We start from the raw sequence: 17,562 nt of genomic DNA on the forward strand, positions 1-17,562 counted from the left end.
CGCGGTCGGCCGACCGTTCAGACGCGCGGGAGGCGGTGGCGGAACCGCCAGACCAATCCGCCGAGGAGGGCGACGGGCAGGACGAACGCGAGGACGTACGGAAGCGCGTAGGCGGCGCCGACGACGAGGGCGCGGGCGACGACGAAGACGCCGTCGACGGACTGGAGGAACGCCGAGACGACCGGCGTGTCGTACCAGCGGTCCGGCGCGATGCGGTTCGGCGTCGGCCGCGGTTCGTTCAGTCGGACGGTCAGGGTGGAGTAGGCGACGCGGTCCTCCAGACTCTGCTTTTGCGCCTCCAGTCGCTCTATCTCCCCCTGCACGTCGGAGAGTTCCCGTTGGACCGCCAGCACGTCTTCGGTCGTGTTCGCCTCCTCGTACAGGTCGCGGAGTTGGTCGCGTTGCGCGCGGAGGTTCTCCAGTCTCGCCTCCAAATCGACGAGACGGTCGGTCACGTCCTCGGTGTTCGTCTCGACCACCCGCACGTCGCCTTCGGCCTTCGCATCCTCGACCAACGCGTCGAACTCCTCGGCGGGGACGCGCAGGACGAGTCGACCGGTCGTGTACGTCTCGTTGCCGACGCTGTGTCGCTCTTGTGAGGTGTCGGAGACGTACCCGCCGTACCCCTGCACGGCGGCGGTGAGGTTCGCTTTCGAGGCGTCGAAGGCGTCGACTTCGACGGCGACGGTTCCGGTCTTGATGAGTTGTCGGGTCTGGACGTTCGCCTGCGCGGACGCGTCGCCGCCCGACCCCGACCCGCCGGACCCGCCCGTCGACTCGGCCGCCGCGGCCTCCGTGGCGGCCCCACCGTCGGCCACTTGGGTGCTCATACCGCCGCTGTCGCCGCCGTTCGCCGCCCCGTTGCACCCGGCGAGGGCGACGAGGACGACGACGCAGACGAGCACGAGGGTTCGTCGCTGTGACATTATGGACGGACGTACGGCGACCTATCAAAAAGAGGTACCGTAGACTCAAGCGGGCGTTTCAGTCTGGGTCGGACGACCTCACTCCGCGTCGCGGGAGACGTCGGCGCGGACGATTCGCATATCGCCCTTCGCGCGCATCGTCCCGTCGACGGCGGCGTCCTCGTGGAGTTCGAGTTCCGCGCAGGAGACGTCGCCGAGGACGCGCGCCCCCGACGCGATGGTGACGGTGCCGTCCCGCGTCGTCACGTCGCCGTGGACGCGGGTGCCGGACCCGACTGAGATGTCCCCTCGGGCGCGGAGACTGCCGAAGATGTTGTCGTCCTCGCCGACGGTGATGGATTCGGCGCGGATGTTGCCGTGCAGGCGGCAGTTGTCGCCGACGACGGCGGGCGTCGACGCCTGCCACGCGTCGTCCGAGACGGTCGAACCGCGCGGGATGACCAAGGGGTCGACGTCGCCGTCGCCCGAGAGTGACTCGGCGAGTTCGTCCGCCGTCTCGTTCTCGCCTAATCGAAGGAGTTGCGAGAGAACGATGAAGTAGAAGACGAGCGTCGGAACCGGGTTTCGAATCACGATCCAACCGCTGGCCTCGAACCCCTCCTCGATGTCGACGTCGTCGCCGATGTCCAAGTCGCCGGAGACCATGAGGCGGCCGCCGATGTGGACGCGTTCGCCGAGGTAGGCGTCCTGCCCGACGAGGACGTTGCCGGCCACGTCGCACCAGACGTCGAGGCGGCAGTCGCCCTCCGCCTCGATGTCGCCGCCGAACTGCACCCGTTCGCCGGCGACCACGTTCCGGCCGCGGACCCCGAACTCGACGGTGCTCTGTCCCCCGACGACCACGTCGCCGTCGGTCACCAATGCGCGTTCTTCGACGGTGGTGCCGTCGGGTATCTCGAGGGCATCGAGCGGGTCCGAACCGAGTGACACACTCCCTTGTGACGCGTCCTCCGTTATAAGCGCCCCGCAAGACGGAGGGCTGACGCCGGGGGGACGGGCTTTTGTAGGTCCCCGGACTATCCTGCGTTATGACGGTTTTGTCGTTCGACGACAAAGGCGTGGACGTCGAGTACGAGGGGACCGAGTTCCGCCTCGAAAAGGCGCTCATCGAGGACGCCACCGAGAAGTCCTACCCCGACGTCACCGACCACGAAGTACTGCAAATCGTCGAGAAGAACCCCGCGCTCAGCGGCGAACCGCGCCGCATCCGAGATATCCTGAACACCTGACCTCGACTCCGCCGGGGGCCGGCGGCGCCGGCGCCGTCCGCCTAACTCAGCCCTCGGTCGTCGGGTCGCTCTTCGAGTTCCCCGGCGCGGTCGATGAGGTAGTCCATGAGACGCTTCGCCGAGTCCTCGACGGTCTGTAGGTCGTCGTCCGAGCGGCCGCTGACGCGGACCGAGAGCTGATAGAGGCCGAGTTCGACGTTCGGGACGGTGTCGTCGGAGCCGTCCGATAGCTCGGCGTCCCGTCCGTCCTCGCCGTCGGCCGCGTTCTCCCCGCCGTCGGCCTCCGCGGAGTCCGGTCGCTCCCCGGTGTCGCCTTCTTCCTCGCCCGCACCCTCGTCGACGTCGGCCGTCTCCCCCTCGGGGTCGACGGCCTCCTCGGAGTCCGCGTCGTCGGTCATGTGCGCCGCCTATCGCCCGTGGTACAAAAGTACTCTCGTCTCCGCTCTCGCCGACCGGTGGCTCCGACTCCCCTCCTCACCGCTCGGCCGGGGAGCGGGTCGAATCGGCGTTCGTGCCGTCGACGAACGGGCCGAGCGAGTCGGCGTGCAGCGAGTCGGCGACGATGTCCATCAGGTTCGCCAGGTTGGCAGTGTCGTCGCGGTTGTACGAGACGAGGGTGTCGAGGGCGTCCTCGTCGCCATCGCGCTCGTACCGGTGCCAGAGTCGCACCGCGTCGCGGCCCGAGAGGTCAGGTCTGTCGCGGTCGATGCCGACCTCCTTCTCGATGGACTTCAGCCCGCCCGTCAGGTCGAGGCGGCGGCAGGGGTACATCAGGTCGACGTGCGGCGCGTCGACGGAGATATCGAAGTTCTCCTCCAGGAAGGGAACGTCGAAGCGCTTGCCGTTGAACGAGGCGACGAGGGCGGCGTCCGCGAACTGCTCGCGGAGGCGTTCGGCGGTCAAGTCCTCGCCGCGGACGAGCGTCGTCGTTTCGCCGTCGCGGTGGAAGGAGACGGTGGTCACGTCGTTGCTCGCGGCGTCGAGTCCGGTCGTCTCGATGTCGAAAAAGCAGGTGTCCTCGCGGAAGTTCTCGTAGAGGCGCCAGCGCTCGCCCGAGGGGAACACCTCGCCGAAGTAGTGCGCGTCGCCGTCGTCGAGTCGTTCGAGCGAGTCGGCGACGAACGTCTCGATTCGCTCGCCCGTCTTCTCGCCTACCGGCGCCGACCGCGGGTCGAACGCCTCCCACGTCAGGACGCCCTCCTCCCACAGGCCCCGTTCGGTCCGTTCGCCCACGCCGCGGACGGGGATGAAACTGTTCTCGATACGCATGTCTCCAACCGGGGGACGGCGACGCCTAAACCCTTCGAGTGGGTGCGGGTCGAACCCGCCCGACTGCGGACGGCAGCGGGCGGTTCCCCGGACCGACCGCACCGTTTTCACCGCCGCGCGCGTAGCGGGGAGCATGTGTGGCCGGTACAGCCTGTTCACCCCGGCGGAGGAGCTAGAAGCGCGGTTCGACGCCGCGTTCGAGACGCCGCCGGACCCGCGGTACAACTGCGCGCCGGGGCAGGAACTCCCCGTTGTAGCGAACGACGACCCCGACGCCTTCCGGTCGCTGACGTGGGGACTCGTCCCCTCGTGGGCCGACGACCGGTCGGGCGGCGTCATCAATGCGCGGGCGGAGACGGTGCGCGAGAAGCCGAGTTTCCGCGAGGCGTTCGAGCGCCGGCGCTGTCTCGTCCCCGCCGACGGCTTCTACGAGTGGGTGAGTACGGAGAGCGGGAAACAGCCCTACCGGGTCGCCTTCGAGGACGACCGGCCGTTCGCGATGGCGGGACTCTGGGAGCGCTGGAAGCCGGAACAGACCCAGACCGGCCTCGGCGACTTCGCCGGCGGGGGGAGCGCCGAGGACGCCGAGGCGGAGGTGCTGGAGACGTTCGCCGTCGTCACCGCCGAACCGAACGACCTCGTCTCCGACCTCCACCACCGGATGTCGGTCATCCTCGCGCCCGAGGAGGAGGAGACGTGGCTCCGCGGGGACGGCGAGGAGGCTGCGTCGCTGCTCGATACGTTCCCCGACAGGGAGATGCGCGCGTACCCCGTCTCGACGCGGGTGAACAGCCCCGCGAACGACGACGCCGACATCGTCGAACCGGTCGACGGCTGAGCGTCGGCGTTCGGGCGGCGGGAGGAATCAGTCGACCCTGCCTCAGGCCGTCGCCGGGTTCGGCGGCCGGGTTCGGTTCGACGACCGCACTTCGGTGAACTCGACGGTAACGGCGACGTTCCGCCCGGTCGCGCGTTCGACCTGCCGCTCTAACCGCCCGGCGAGGTCCGGATAGGAGTGGTTCGAGGTCCGACCGACCATGACGGTAATACTCGTGGGTTCGCGCTCCAGCGAGGTGCCGACGTAGCCGACCTGTACGCCGGACAGCGAGAGGTTAGCGTACTCCGGTTGCTCGAACGTCGCCTCTACCTCTTGGTTGACCGACCGGGCGAAGGCGACGCTCGCGCCGGTGAGGTAGCCGGTGGCGACGAGGGAGACGAGGAGGACGAGGAGCGTCCCGTAGACGGCCATCCGGTTGTCGGGGGAGATGGACTTCCGGAACGACTCGCTCTCCTCGCGCCAGTCCGGGACGTAGCCCATCACCCGGAGGGTGACGAACACGCCGAGGTTGATGGCGAGGATGTTGACCAACAGCAGGAGGAACGCCCCCGTCGCGAGGAGCGGGGACGCCCACGCGATGCCGAGTCCGGCGGCCGCGGCGGAGGGAATCAGGGCGGCCGCTATCATCACGCCGATGATGGCCGTCGACTGCTCGGTCGTGTAGCCGAACGCCCCGACGATGCCCGCGATGACCGCGCCCGTCGTCGAGAGGAACGTCGGCGCCAGTCTGACGCCGACGAGCTCTATCTGCGACGGTTCGAGCGTCGCGGGGACGAACCCCGCCCACTGGAGGAACACGCCGAACACCGTCGCGCCCGCGATGGCGATGCCGAGACTGAGAAACTGCTCTCTGACGCTGGCGACGAACATCTCCCAGTCGTTCAGGAGGGCGCCGGCGGGGGCGGCGAGCGCGGAACTCGCCTGCGGGGCGATGATCATCGCCCCGATGATGAGCGCGGGTTGGTCGAGCAGCAGTCCCGCGGCGGCCGCGAGGACGCTCAGCACCGTCCCCACGTAGTAAATTTGATACGGCCACTGCATCTCGCGGACCTTCGCGTGGAGTTCCTCCTTCGAGAGCTTTCTGACCGTCGCGGAGTAGCGCTCGCGGAGCCCCTCGTACTGGGACATCTCCACCGTCTCGGCCTTCGTCACAACCGTGTAGGACTCCTCGTCGACGTCGGCCTCTTCGAGGCCTTCGAGCACCGTGGAGACGGCGGCTGTCGGGACGGGGAGCATGAAGAACGTCTCGTCGCCGTCGCGCGGTATCGTCACGTAGTCGATGTCGTTGTCGTCGAGGACGGGGACCACTTCGTCCCGCTTGTCCGCAGAGACAGAGAGATGGAGTTCTCGCATTCGACTAGACGTACCGCCCAGACGGGGGCTAGCCTTCTGCCTCCATAAACCAGCATTTTAACCGGGGCGGTTCTCGGCGGCCCCAATTCGCTTATCGTCCGGTGACGAACGCCGTCTGTGTCACCGAACGAGACGCGAACGTGGGAGTACCGAACGCTCCGCCCGCCGCGCGAGGAGACGAAAAAGGAGACGAGCGACCCGACCGAGAAGCTGAACGAACTCGGGGCGGACGGGTGGGAACTCGCTGACACGCTGGACTACGTCGGAGGTGGAACGAAGTACATCGTGCTGAAGCGACCCGCCGACGGCGAGTCCGACGAGGAGACCGGTGATGAGTGACGGCGGTTCCGAGGGGAACGGCGAGAGCGATATCGGCACCGCGAACACGATGCGCGGACGGGCGGACGAGAGCAGGGTGAAGATCAAGTTCCTCCTCCAGGCGAATCGGCTGGTCGTGACCGGCGTGCTGGCGCTGTTCATCTTCGTCGGCTTCATCGGCTTCAGCGTCTTCCTCGCGCCACCGCTGGACGCCGAGATAACGTCGGCCGACACGATAGAGACCATCTTCTCGACGATGATCAGCGTGCTCGTCACCGGGACGACGCTCGTCATCACCATCAACCAACTCGTGCTGTCGCAGGAGAACGGTCCGCTGGGGGACCAGCGCGAACGGATGAGCGACGCGATGGATTTTCGCACGTACGCGAAGGACCTGCTCGGACAGTCGGTGCCGGCCGACCCCTCGGCGTTCCTCCAAGCGCTCGTCCGCGAGACGGAGCGACGGAGCGAGGTGGTCGACCGACTCGCCGCCGAGGGCGACGACGAGGAACTGCGCGAACAGGTGACGGAGTTCGTCGACAGCATCCACGGCAACGCCCAAGAAGTCGAAGACGAGTTGGACGGCGCCTCCTTCGGAACGTTCGACGTACTGTTCGCCGCGCTCAACTTCAACTACTCGTGGAAGATATACCAGGTCGAGCGCATCACCGGCGAGTTCGACGACTCGCTCACCGACGACCAGAGGCGGGCGTTCGAGGACCTCCGAACCTCCCTCTCGATGTTCGGCCCGGCCCGCGAGCACATCAAGACGCTGTACTTCCAGTGGGCGCTGGTCAACCTCTCGCAGTACATCCTCTACGTCGCGGTGCCCGCCCTCCTCGTCGCCGGCGTGATGCTCACGTTCGTCGGCGCGGAGACGTTCGGGTCGACGCAGTTCCTCGACGTGCCCGTCATCACGTGGGTCGTGAGCGGGGCGTTCACCCTGACGCTGATTCCGTTCCTGCTCTTTACCTCCTACATCCTCCGCATCGCTACGGTCGCAAAGCGGACGCTCGCCATCGGTCCACTCGTCCTCCGCGACTCCCAGCGGTAGCCGCCGCCGGCTCCGCGAGCGAATTTTTTCGGCACACCTAAAACACTCGGCGCCGAGTCGCGAGTATGAGCGAGCGAACGTACGGTCTCGACGACGTGAGCGTCGTCATGGGGGCGTACAACGAGGTGGAGGCCATCGAGTCGGTCCTCGCGGACGTCGACGCCGCGACCGACGGGAGAGCGGAAGTGGTCGTCGTCGATAGCTCCGACGACGGCACCGCCGCCGTCGCCCGCGACCGCGGCGCGACGGTCGTGAAACAACCCCCGAAGGGGTACGGCGCGGCGGTCGAACGGGCGTTGCGCGAGGCGTCGAATCCGGTTCGAATCACGACGGACTGCGACGGGACGTACCCGATGGACCGCATCCCCGACTTCCTCGAACTGGTGAACGAGGGGTACGACGTGGTGAGCGGCGACCGACTGTACCACGGGGCCGAGGCGATGCCGGCGCTGAACCGCCTCGGCAACCGCGCCTTCGCGGCCATCGCGAGCCTCCTCTCCGGCGACCGACTGTACGACGTGACGACCGGCATGCGCGCCTACCACGAGGACGTCGTCGAGTCGATTCGCTGGACGGAGAACACGGGGCTGTCCGCCGAACTTCTCCTCCGACCGGCGATGCGGGGCTACCGGATTCGACAGGAACCAATCGACTACGCCGAGCGACTCGGGGAGACGAAACTCGACCCGTTCACCGGCGGCGGCGAGATAGCCGCCTCCATCCTCCGCGTCTGCGTCGAGGAGCGACGACGGCAACCGGGTCGGTGAGCGCCGGGCGCTACCCGTCCGCTGATTCGTTCGGCTCGTCCGCCCCGTCCGAGACCGCCGAGAGCGTCGCGTTCACCCCGACGCCCGACGGCGAATCGTCGACGGCGCGCGGGACGCACCGCGTCGGCACCGGACACCGTTCGACGGTCGGCGAGAGCGCGCGGACGCCCTCGCCGTCGGGTCGGTCGATGCGCTCGACGGGGAACACCACCTCGTAGCTGAACCCGCTGGCCGGACCGGTTTCGACGAACACCTCGACGAACACCTCGTCGTCGTCGGTCAGCGGGAGCGAGACGCTCGCGTTTCCTTCTTCCCCGCTCCCGGACGCGGGTTCGAGTCCCGGACCGGAGACGGTCAGTCGACCCGGAGCGGCCGCCGCGGACAGCGAAATCGACCCCTCGGCGTCGGTCGCGACGAGGTAGGTCGACCCGTCGTCGGCGTGCACCCTGACCGTCGCGCTCTCGGCGCCCTCGGGGAGGTCGAACGACGCGTCGAGGACGGCCCGTTCCCCCGAGACGCGGGAGACGGGAACGACGGCCGCGCGGACCGTCGAGTCGTCCGTGGGAACCCACGACCCGGCGTACACGTACCGGTGGAGGTCGCGGTCCGGGAACGCCGCGGCGACGGCGAGTTCGCGGGTGTCGCCCAGCGCGTACACCGTCCCGTCGTCGTAGTCGGCGTCGTTGCGGAGCGTCTGGAACGGGTGGTTCAGCCACGGTCCGTACGGCGTCGGGACGAACACCACGGCGTCTCCCTCGCCGGACGCGCCGACCGTCGGGGGGGACGACGAGAACAGGGACGTCCCGGCCGCCGTCGACCCCTCGTCCGCGAGGGGGGCGTAGGCGGCGCGGTACTCTGCGGTCACGGCGGCGTCGCGGTCGGCCACCTCGTCGACGGCCGAGACGGCGACGGCGCCGCCGGCGGCGGCACAGACGACGAGGACGAGAGCGACGAAGGCGCGCCCCCGCCCGGCGTCGAGGAGGCGTCCGTCCCGGTCGGCGGCGCGCGCGGTGACCCCGCGCCGGAAGCGGTCCGCGGCGGCGACGAGGACGAGGGCGGCGAACACCGCCGTCGGGACGACGAGGTCGTAGTGGTAGTACGGGCCGAGGTAGTGGACGAGGCCGTCCGAGCCGTCTTCGAGGGCGCCGAGGACGTTGTAGTTCCCCCAGAAGGCGACGTTGCCGGCGGCGACGGTGAGGTACGTCGCCGCGAGGAGGCCGGGGCGGACGCGGCCTCCGGGGACGACCGAACGGCCGAGGAGGGCGAGGGCGACGCCGAGGGCCGCGAGGACGGTGCCGACCCGTCCGGCGACGACCCACTCGGAGAACAGGTCCGCGAGGACGAGCGCGTTCGCGCGGACGCCGAGTTCGGGGGTGTACGCCACCTCGTGACCGAGGATAGCCCGGCGGCCGAAGCCGAGGCCGTCGGAGGGGGCGAAGGCGAGGTAGGGAAACACGAGCGGGTCCCCCGTGACGACGGCGTTGTAACCGAGGGCGGCGAGCACGCCGGCGGTTCCGCCGGCCGCGGTGACGAGGCGGCGGGCGAGCAGCGAGCGGTCGAGACGGCCCCGCCGAACCGATCCGAGGAGCGTGACTCCGGCGTGCGCGACGAAGGGGAGTGCGAACAGCACGGCGGTGTACGGCCGCGAGAAGAAGGCGGCTCCGACGGCGAGGCCGGCGGCCGCCGCGTCGCGGAGCGTCCCCCGCCGTTCGCCCCGGAGGTAGGCGACGGCGAACGCGACGTTCAGCGCCGTCGTCAGCGCGTACGGCAGGTAGACGCCGGAGTGGACGACGAACAGGGGGGTGAGGAGGAGGAGGGCCCCCGCGAGGGCGCCGACGCGGGCGTCGAACAGTTCCCGGCCGAGGGCGACGACGCCCGCGACGAGGCCGGCGGCGACGCCCGCGAGCGCCAGCGGGTAGCCGCCGAGCGCCTTCCCGAGGGCGAAGACGGCCGCGGGCACCGGGGCGTACTTCGAGTACAGCCCCCGGTCGCTCTCGACGAAGAACCACGGTCGGAACGCCTCCTCGACGGGCGGGCGGAGGAACAGTCGGCCGTGCAGGAGGAGTTCCGCCTGCTGGAGGTACACCCCTTCGTCGTGGTTCAGCGAGCGGTACGGAAACAGTTCCGCCGCGACGAGGAGGGCGACGGCGGCGGCGAGGAGTGCGAGACAGAGCGCGGCGAGTCGGCCCCGGTCGACCGAGTCGACCGAGCTGAGCGCGGAGCGGAGGCGGGAGGGCGCGGGGTGCTCCGTTGTCGGCCCGTCGGCGTCGGTCGAGTCGTCGGACATCTCACTCGGCGGGGTACCACGCGAGGGCGTGGTCCGCCACGAGCGTCACGGCGACCGGTTCGCCGACGTCGAACTCCTCGGTGTGGTTGTGGAGGCAGCGGACGACGGTGCCGTCGTGGAGGCGGATGTGGTAGACGAACGAGGGGCCGGTGTACTGCCGGCGGACGACGACGCCGTCGGCGTCGCCCTCGGGGGCGGGCGTCGCCCGCAGGTCGTCGGGGCGGACCAGCACGTCGACGTCGCTACCGACGTAGCCGTCTCCGAGGCCCGCCAGCAGGTCGCTGTCGTACGACCCGATAGCCGTCTCCACGGCCTCGCCGGTCACCGACGCCGGGAGGAAACTCGCCTGTCCGAGGAAGGAGGCGACGAACCGCGAGGTGGGGTTCTCGAACACCTCGCCGGGCGAGCCGACCTGTTCGACCCGGCCGTCGTTGACGACGGCGACCCGGTCGGAGATGGACAGCGCCTCCTCCTGGTCGTGCGTGACGGAGACGGCCGTGACGCCCGCCTCCTCCAAGATTCGTTTGACCTCCTCGCGCATCCGCACGCGGAGGCTCACGTCGAGGTTCGAGAACGGTTCGTCGAGCAGGAGGACGTCGGGTTCGGGCGCCAGGGAGCGCGCGAGGGCGACCCGCTGGCGCTGCCCGCCCGAGAGGTCCGCCGGCGAGCGGTCGCCGTACTCGCCGAGTCCCACCAGTTCGAGCAGGTCGGAGACGCGGCGCTCCGCCTCCGCGGAGTCGGGGTCGTCCAGTCCGAAGGCGACGTTCTCCGCGACGCTGAGGTGGGGGAACAGCGCGAACTCCTGAAAGACCAACCCGACGTCGCGGTCCTCGGGGGGCGTCGGGGCGCCCTCGCCGTCGACCACGTCGCCGCCGACGGCGATGGTGCCCTCCGAAGCCGTCTCCAGACCGGCGATCATGCGCAGCGTCGTCGTCTTCCCGCATCCGGAGGGACCGAGCAGCGTGACGAGGTCGCCCTCTCTGACGGTCAGGTCGAGGCCCGAGACGGCCGTCTCCGAGCCGTAGCGTTTCACGACGCCGTCCAGTTCGAGGACGACGTCCGCCTCGGGGTCGTCGGCCGCGGCCGTCTCCGAGGCGACGGCCAGGTCCTTCTGCGCGCCGACGGCGGCGCCGCCGTCGGCCGTCAGAGTCGGGTCCGACGCGGATGCGTCGGCGCCGCTCTCGGTGCTGTTCCGCCGCGCCTTCTCGCCGTCCGTGGTGGGTGTGTCCTCACGCATCGTCGCGTCCTCCGCTGAGCAGCGGGATCATCGAGAGACCGGAGACGGCGACCAGGACCAGCGCCGGCAGCGCGGCCCGGCCGTAGTAGCCGGCCTCTTGAACTCGCCAGATGTAGGTCACAACGGTTGTAAACCCTGTCGGATGGAGGATGAGCGTCGTGTCGAGTTCCTTCATCGTCGTGAGGAACACGAGCGCCGCGCCCGCGAGCAGCCCCGGCGAGATGAGCGGGAGCGTCACCCGGCGGAACGCGCGCCGCGGCGACGCCCCGAGCAACCGGGCCGCGCCGACGAGGTCGCGGTCCACGCCGAGCACCGACGACCGGGTGGAGCCGACGGCCTGCGGGAGAAAGCGGACGACGTAGGCGAAGACCAACAGGGGAAGCGACTGGTAGACGAGTTGGGCTGCCGTCGGGGCGACGGCGTCGCGGAGCCACTGGCTGGAGAAGAACACGAGCGCCAGCCCCAAGACGACGCCCGGCATCGCGTAGCCGAGGTACGTCGCCCGCTCGACCAGCGCGGCGAACGGCGACTCCGAGCGTCCCGCGTAGTAGGCGACCGGCAGGGCGAACAGCACCGTCACCCCGGCGGTCAGCGCGGCGGCGTACACCGAGTTGGCCGCGAACGCGGGCTGGAACGCGAGGCCGCCGCCGCTGTAGCCGGGACCCGAGCGGACGAGCCACATCGTGAGGATGCCGACCGGGAGCGCAAGCGTGAACAGGCTCACTGCCCCGACGGCCGCGGCGGCGACCCAGCGCAGGCGGCCGAGCGAGACCACCGTCTCGACCGACGAGGGCGTCCCGTAGCCGGCGGCGGCGTCGCCGCTGACGCGCGATTCGAGGGCGAGGATGACGGCGGTGACGGCGAGCAGTTGTATCGACAGCAGCGTCGCGTTCGCCCGTCCGACGCCGAAGCTGTTCAGTTCGACGTAGATGACGCGCGTGAACACGTCGTAGCGCATGATTGCGGGGGTTCCGAAGTCCGAGAGCGTGTACAGCGCGACGAGCAGCGCCCCGGCCGTCACTCCGGGCGCTATCTGCGGCAGGATGACGCGGCGGAACGCCTCGGGATAGGTGTGGTTCAGCGTCCGGGCGGCCTCCAACTGCCTCGCGTCGAACGACAGCAGCGAGGCGCGCGTGGTGAGAAAGACGTAGGGGTACGTGAAGAGCGTCAGCACGAGCGCCGTCCCGCCGAGGCCGTAGACGGTGGGAATCGTGATACCGAGCGGCGCGAGCAGGTCGGCGAGCGCGCCGCTGGGACCGAACGCCGAGACGTACGCGAACGCGCCGATGTAGCTCGGAACGACCAGCGGCAAGGCGGCCAAGACCGTCCACAGCCGTCGGAACGGGAGGTCCGTCTGCACCGTCAGCACCGCGAGCGGGACGCCGAGCACGACGGAGGCAGCGGTGACGACGGTGGTGAGGACGAGGCTGTTGACGAGCACCGTCGTCGCCGTCCCGGAGGTGAGAAGCGAGACGGCGGCGTCGACGTCGAGCGACGAGGCGCTGACGAGCAGCCACACCAGCGGCGACAGCACCGCGGCGGCGACGGCGGCGGCGAGGACGACGACGGCCGTTCCGGGTTCGTCGTCGCCGGCGCCGCCGTCCAGCAGTCGGCGGACGCGGCCGAACCCCCCGCCCGGCGCCATCTCAGGGCGCCCCCATCAGAGCACTCCCACGTCCCGCATCAGCGTCAGCGTCGGCTGAATCTCCGAAAGACGGCTGAGGTCGATGCTCGGAGGGTTCAGTTCGTCGATGGTGGGGAGACCACCGACGGGCGGGACGTCCGGAACCATCGGGTAGGCGTACGTCCGCGTGGCGAAGAACTCCTGGGCCTCCGACGACAGCAGGTGGCGGACGAACGTGAACGCGAGTTCCTGGTTCCCGCTGGCCGAGAGCACCTCCGCGCCGGCGGCGTTGATGAGTGCGCCGGCGTCGCCGCTGGTGAACGCCAGGTCGAGAGGTGCGTTCGGACGCGCGGCCTGCACCCGAAGGGCGTAGTAGTGGTTCGCGAACCCGGCGTTGAGTTCGCCGTCGGCGACGGCGTTGGAGACGAGGAACTCGTTGTTGTACTCGGTGACGCCCGCCTCCAGCATCCCCCGAAGCCACTGGCGCGTGGCGTCGGGACCCTCGATGAGGCGCATCGCCGTGACGAACGCCTGGAAGGCGCCGTACGTCGGCGCCCACCCCATCGCCCCCGCGAGCGCCTCGGATTCGGGGAACTGCATCACGCTGTCGGGCACGTCTCCCTCGGACAGCGCCGAGGTGTTGTACGGGACGGCGCGGGCGCGCCCGGCGACGCCGACCCACAGATTCTCGGGGTGGAACTCCTCGGGCACCGGGTCGACGACGTCGGAGGGGAGTTCCGCGGTGAGTCCGCGGTTGGCGACGGCCGCCAGCGACCCGGCGTCGACCGACCAGAACACGTCGGCAGGCGACGCCGACCCCTCGTTGATGAGCGTGTTCGCCGCGTCGGACGTTCCGGACTCGCGCGCGTTGTAACTGAAGTCGTCGTATATCCGCTCGAACCGGGCCAAGAGGTCGCGGTAGAGGCCGCCCTCGCCGCCGCCGAGGTAGATGGTCAACTCGCCGCTGAGGTCCGGCAGGTCGGCGATGGGCGTGCCGCCGACGTCGCCGCGGCCCTCCGCGAGGGGACCGGAGCCGCGGAACTCGCCGAAGGAGTCTCCGGTCCCCCCGGCGGTTCCGTTCGCGGTGCCGTCGGTGCCGGTGCCGGTCTGCTCGCTCTCGTCCCCGGTGAACCCGCCGCACCCGGCGAGACCCGAGAGACCCGCGGCGCCGAGTCCCGCGAGGACGCGGCGGCGGTTGTAACGTCGCTCAGTCATCGGCGACCACCGCCCCTTCCTCGGCGTCGACCGGACGCGGTTCCAGCGCCGCCAGGCAGTCGAGCCAATCGCGCATGTACTCCCCGCAGTGGTTCAGGAACGCGCCGTTGTTCCACTCGGAGAAGTCCCCCTCCGCGAGGGCCTCGGCCATCGCGGCGAAGGCCTCCTCGAAGGAGTTGGCGTCGTCGCCGACGTCGTCGACGACGCGCCAGACGTGTTCGTTCAGTTCGAGGCCGGCGACTTCGTTCGCCAGGTCGTCGAACGTGGAGCGGGGGGCCTTGTTGTGCTCGCAGAGCGGACCGCCGTTGTAGACGCGCTTTCCGAGCACGTCGGCGGCGCGCTTGAGGAACAGTCCCGACCAGATGTCGTCGAAGCGGCCGACCGACCACTCGTTGTCGTCCATCGGCAGTTGGTAGAACGCCGGGACGACCTCCCGGCGGAACGCGAGGTTCATCGAGCAGACGGTGAGATACTGCCCCTCGGCGGCGACGAAGTCGCGTTCGAAGTCGGCCGCTTCGGTCCGCGTCTCGGCCTGTCCCTGCAGGTCGCCGTCCATCAGGATGCGGACGGCGTCGAGGTCGGGGACGTTCGTCCAGAGTCCCTGGGAGGCGACGACGGAGTCGACGTTCTCCACGTCGGTCTCGACGTCCTCATCCATCGCGGCGTAGGGGTAGCCGCGCGGGTAGAGGTCGGTGTCGCTCTGGTAGAGGACGTTGACCCACGACTCGTCCGAGCGGACCGATTCCACCTCGCCCTCGTGGGCGAGGTTCGCCATGTGGGTGCCGAAGAAGTCCTCCTCGGCGTGCGGCAGCGTATCGTCGTCGATGAACACGCCGTACTCGAAGCGGTCGTGCGCCCAGAGGTACAGCAGTCCGAACGACGTCTGCGCGTGACTCGCGGCGGGGACCAGGTGGTCGTACTCGACGATGCCGCGCGACTCGAACCACGCCTCGCGGGCGCTCCCGTCGAAGACGGCGCCGTCGACCCCTTCTTCGGCCAGCATCGCGCGCATGGCGTCGGCGTCGCAGAAGTCCTCCGTCACCAGAACGAAGAACAGTCGGTCGGTGTCGAAACCGTGCTCGCGAGCGTTAGCGACGTACTCGCGGACGCACTCGTACTCCCGAATCGTCGGAACGACGACGCAGATATCCTGCCGTGCACTCATTGTGCGCAAGACGGGATTAGGCTAACCTAAAAGTACCGGTGCGCGCTCGGCGGACCTGAGGAACGGAGACAGTCAGAGGCGTTCGGAGATGTGGTCGGCCGCCTTCAGCGCCAGCGCCGCGATGGTGAGCGTCGGGTTCATCGCGCCGCCGGTGACGAAGACGGAACTCCCCGCGAGCGTGAGGTTTGAGAGGTCGTGCGTCCGCAGTCGGGGGTTCACGACGCTCGTCCCCGGGTCCGTTCCCATCCGCGTCGTGCCCATGTGGTGGTACGCGGGGCCGGTGTTCTCCGGGCCGACGGTCCACTCGACGTCCGCGCCCATCTCGGTCAGCACGGCGCGCTGAATCTCGGTGGCCCGTTCGAGCGTCCGGCGCGTTCGGTCGTCGAGGCTCCAGACGACGTCGGGGACGGGGTTGCCGTGGTCGTCGGTGCGCGAGGGGTCCAGTCGGATGCGGTTCTCCGCGCGCGGGAGTTGCTCGACGAGAGCGCCCATCGCCACTCTGTTCCCGTAGGCGCCGCGGACCCGTTCGAGCAACTCGTCGCCGAAGACGTCCGCGCCGAGGGCGACGTCCGCGGGCGCCGGGCCGGCGTAGTTGAGAAACTCCAGTTTGATGGCCGTCCGCGAGTCGTCCGGCCGGTCGTAGAACTGGTGGCTCTCGGTAGTGTTGAACCCGACGTGCTTCTGCCGGGTGGGTTCCGGAAGCGTCCCGCCGACGCCCGCGAACAGGTGGTCCATGAAGTACCGCCCCACGGCCCCCGAGGAGTTCGCGAGGCCGTCGGGGTACGTCTCGCTCGCCGAGAGTAGGAGGAGGCGCGGCGTCTCCACCCCGCCGGCGGCGACGACGAACTCCCGAGCTTTCTGTCTGTACTCCTCGCCGTCGGGCGCGGCGTACACCGCCGCAGTCACCCGGTCGCCCGCGGCGTCGTGTTCGAGGCGCTGGACAGGCACCCGGTCGAGCACCCGCGCGCCGTCCGCCTCCGCGCGTTCGACGTGTCGGGTCGCCTCGTACTTCGCCCCGGAGGGGCACACCGGTTTGCAGGTGCCGTACCCGACGCAGGCGCTCTGTCCGTCGACGGGTTCGGAGTTGCGCGCGTTCGGCACCGAGTGGGTGGCGATTTCGAGCGTCTCGCACGCTTCGGCGAACAGCGAGTCGCTGTACGAGGGGGGAAACGCCGGGAGCGGGTGGGGGCGCTCCCGCGGCGGCGCGAAGGGGTTGTCGGAGGCGCCCGAAACCTGTAACTCCCGTTCGGCGGCGGCGTAGTAGGGGCGCAGGTCCTCGTAGTCGAGGGGCCAGTCGGCGCCCATTCCCACGGTAGAGTCGAGTTCGAAGTCCTGTTCGTGCAGGCGCATCACCATCCCCTGCCAGTGGAGGGTGCTCCCGCCGACGCCCTTCACCCGCGCGGCGTTCAGCGGATAGGAGCGCTCTCCAGACGACGAGTAGGCGTCTCGCTCGCCGCCCATTCCCCATATCGGTCGCTCGTCTCCGGGCCGGAGATGTCGCTCCATCCGGTCGGGTCGCTCGTCCGGGTTGAATCGGGGTCCGGCGTCGAGCACCACCACGTCGTACCCCGCGGCGGACAGTTCGGCGGCGACCAGGGCGCCCGCCGGCCCCGCGCCGACGACGCAGACGTCCGCGCGAGGGGAGGGCGTGCGGTCGACGGACGCCGTCGCCGGGTCGTCGCGTTGGGCTCCGTCGCTCACCCGTTCGGACCCTCCCGATAGGACTCCGTCCCGCCAGGGTGGCCGGGGGGATTCTCCAGACCGGTCAGTCCCGCGCCCGTCGGCGACGTGTAGAACGCGTACAGCAGTTCGTTCACGACGTAGTAGCGCACTCGCTGGGCCGCGGTACCGTCGGGGGCGGGTTCGACGACGTCCACGCTCATGTAATCCAGCACCTCGCGACGCGTCGACGCCGGGAGGGCGGCGTATCGGTCGCCGTGGAACTCCTCGGTGTATCCGTCGAGCGATTCGACCGCGGCGGCGACGCCGCGGGCGTAGGCGTCCTCGCCGTCGACGCGTCCCCCCGTGTACGTGCGGACGAACTCCGAGACGCCGTCCACAGTCGAAGGATAGACCACCTCGGCGACGGCGACGAGCGTCTCCATCTCGTGGTCGCCGACCGTCGCCGCCTCCCCTTCTCTCTCCCCGGTGCCGTCGTCGGAGGCTCTCGGCGCCGCGCACCCCGCGAGCGACCCGGCACCCCCGGCGGCGAGGGCCGCGAGAGCATCCCGACGCGTCAGCTCCATTTGAGGCTGTTTTTGGTAGGCCTAAACAAGAGCC

At 69.7% G+C, this 17,562-nt stretch carries 17 protein-coding genes; 5 read left to right on the top strand and 12 right to left on the bottom strand.

Features of this window, described 5'->3' with window-relative positions:
• Positions 1–17 precede the first annotated feature (17 nt).
• Together NDI76_RS09245 and NDI76_RS09250 are read right to left on the bottom strand one after the other, a co-directional pair.
• Positions 18–926, bottom strand: a complete 909-nt coding sequence (locus NDI76_RS09245; protein ID WP_310923720.1) for a DUF4349 domain-containing protein — start codon at positions 924–926, stop codon at positions 18–20.
• Positions 927–1,004: 78 nt separating this feature from the next.
• Positions 1,005–1,856 carry a polymer-forming cytoskeletal protein gene (locus NDI76_RS09250; protein WP_310923721.1) on the bottom strand — a complete coding sequence of 284 codons (852 nt, stop codon included), beginning with the start codon at positions 1,854–1,856 and terminating at the stop codon, positions 1,005–1,007.
• Positions 1,857–1,954: 98 nt separating this feature from the next.
• On the opposite strand from NDI76_RS09250, the gene NDI76_RS09255 reads away from it, so the two are divergent.
• Positions 1,955–2,155 carry a DUF5800 family protein gene (locus tag NDI76_RS09255; RefSeq protein WP_310923722.1) on the top strand — a complete coding sequence of 67 codons (201 nt, stop codon included), beginning with the start codon at positions 1,955–1,957 and terminating at the stop codon, positions 2,153–2,155.
• A 41-nt stretch (positions 2,156–2,196) separates the two neighbouring features.
• Here NDI76_RS09255 and NDI76_RS09260 read toward each other — a convergent pair whose 3' ends face one another.
• Together NDI76_RS09260 and NDI76_RS09265 are read right to left on the bottom strand one after the other, a co-directional pair.
• Positions 2,197–2,553, bottom strand: a complete 357-nt coding sequence (locus NDI76_RS09260) for a DUF8002 family protein (RefSeq protein WP_310923723.1) — start codon at positions 2,551–2,553, stop codon at positions 2,197–2,199.
• Between the two features lie 76 nt (positions 2,554–2,629).
• Positions 2,630–3,424, bottom strand: a complete 795-nt coding sequence (locus NDI76_RS09265; RefSeq protein WP_310923724.1) for a ribonuclease H-like domain-containing protein — start codon at positions 3,422–3,424, stop codon at positions 2,630–2,632.
• A 133-nt stretch (positions 3,425–3,557) separates the two neighbouring features.
• On the opposite strand from NDI76_RS09265, the gene NDI76_RS09270 reads away from it, so the two are divergent.
• The gene (locus NDI76_RS09270; protein ID WP_310923725.1) at positions 3,558–4,262 is read left to right on the top strand and encodes an SOS response-associated peptidase; all 705 of its coding nucleotides are present in this window, start codon (positions 3,558–3,560) and stop codon (positions 4,260–4,262) included.
• A gap of 42 nt (positions 4,263–4,304) precedes the next feature.
• Here the strand turns inward: NDI76_RS09270 and NDI76_RS09275 are convergent, their stop codons facing one another.
• The gene (locus tag NDI76_RS09275) at positions 4,305–5,615 is read right to left on the bottom strand and encodes a DUF389 domain-containing protein (protein WP_310923726.1); all 1,311 of its coding nucleotides are present in this window, start codon (positions 5,613–5,615) and stop codon (positions 4,305–4,307) included.
• 117 nt (positions 5,616–5,732) lie between these two features.
• Here NDI76_RS09275 and sp36 point away from each other — a divergent pair, with 117 nt between their 5' ends.
• The 3 genes from sp36 to NDI76_RS09290 all read left to right on the top strand — a co-directional run bounded on the left by sp36 (position 5,733) and on the right by NDI76_RS09290 (position 7,754).
• The gene (gene sp36, locus NDI76_RS09280; protein ID WP_310923727.1) at positions 5,733–5,954 is read left to right on the top strand and encodes a Sp36 family protein; all 222 of its coding nucleotides are present in this window, start codon (positions 5,733–5,735) and stop codon (positions 5,952–5,954) included.
• Positions 5,947–6,987 carry a DUF7972 family membrane protein gene (locus NDI76_RS09285; RefSeq protein WP_310923728.1) on the top strand — a complete coding sequence of 347 codons (1,041 nt, stop codon included), beginning with the start codon at positions 5,947–5,949 and terminating at the stop codon, positions 6,985–6,987. Before sp36 ends, NDI76_RS09285 begins: the two co-directional genes overlap by 8 nt.
• 65 nt (positions 6,988–7,052) lie before the next feature.
• The gene (locus NDI76_RS09290; protein ID WP_310923729.1) at positions 7,053–7,754 is read left to right on the top strand and encodes a dolichyl-phosphate hexose transferase; all 702 of its coding nucleotides are present in this window, start codon (positions 7,053–7,055) and stop codon (positions 7,752–7,754) included.
• 10 nt (positions 7,755–7,764) lie between these two features.
• Here NDI76_RS09290 and NDI76_RS09295 read toward each other — a convergent pair whose 3' ends face one another.
• The 7 genes from NDI76_RS09295 to NDI76_RS09325 all read right to left on the bottom strand — a co-directional run bounded on the left by NDI76_RS09295 (position 7,765) and on the right by NDI76_RS09325 (position 17,528).
• The gene (locus NDI76_RS09295; protein WP_310923730.1) at positions 7,765–10,041 is read right to left on the bottom strand and encodes a DUF7846 domain-containing protein; all 2,277 of its coding nucleotides are present in this window, start codon (positions 10,039–10,041) and stop codon (positions 7,765–7,767) included.
• A gap of 1 nt (position 10,042) precedes the next feature.
• Entirely contained in the window at positions 10,043–11,278 is a 1,236-nt protein-coding gene (locus NDI76_RS09300) for an ABC transporter ATP-binding protein (protein WP_310923731.1), read from the bottom strand.
• Entirely contained in the window at positions 11,271–12,923 is a 1,653-nt protein-coding gene (locus NDI76_RS09305) for an ABC transporter permease (protein WP_310923732.1), read from the bottom strand. Before NDI76_RS09305 ends, NDI76_RS09300 begins: the two co-directional genes overlap by 8 nt.
• A 15-nt stretch (positions 12,924–12,938) precedes the next feature.
• Positions 12,939–14,117: an extracellular solute-binding protein gene (locus NDI76_RS09310; protein WP_310923733.1), complete on the bottom strand. Its 1,179-nt coding sequence runs from the start codon at positions 14,115–14,117 to the stop codon at positions 12,939–12,941.
• Entirely contained in the window at positions 14,110–15,282 is a 1,173-nt protein-coding gene (locus NDI76_RS09315) for an alpha-1 4-glucan-protein synthase (protein ID WP_310923734.1), read from the bottom strand. The genes NDI76_RS09310 and NDI76_RS09315 overlap by 8 nt, the downstream gene beginning before the upstream one ends.
• A 72-nt stretch (positions 15,283–15,354) precedes the next feature.
• The gene (locus NDI76_RS09320) at positions 15,355–16,983 is read right to left on the bottom strand and encodes a GMC family oxidoreductase (RefSeq protein ID WP_310923735.1); all 1,629 of its coding nucleotides are present in this window, start codon (positions 16,981–16,983) and stop codon (positions 15,355–15,357) included.
• The gene (locus NDI76_RS09325) at positions 16,980–17,528 is read right to left on the bottom strand and encodes a gluconate 2-dehydrogenase subunit 3 family protein (RefSeq protein ID WP_310923736.1); all 549 of its coding nucleotides are present in this window, start codon (positions 17,526–17,528) and stop codon (positions 16,980–16,982) included. Before NDI76_RS09325 ends, NDI76_RS09320 begins: the two co-directional genes overlap by 4 nt.
• Positions 17,529–17,562 lie beyond the last annotated feature (34 nt).

The sequence above is a fragment of the Halogeometricum sp. S1BR25-6 genome (genome assembly GCF_031624495.1).
Lineage (GTDB): Archaea > Halobacteriota > Halobacteria > Halobacteriales > Haloferacaceae > Halogeometricum > Halogeometricum salsisoli.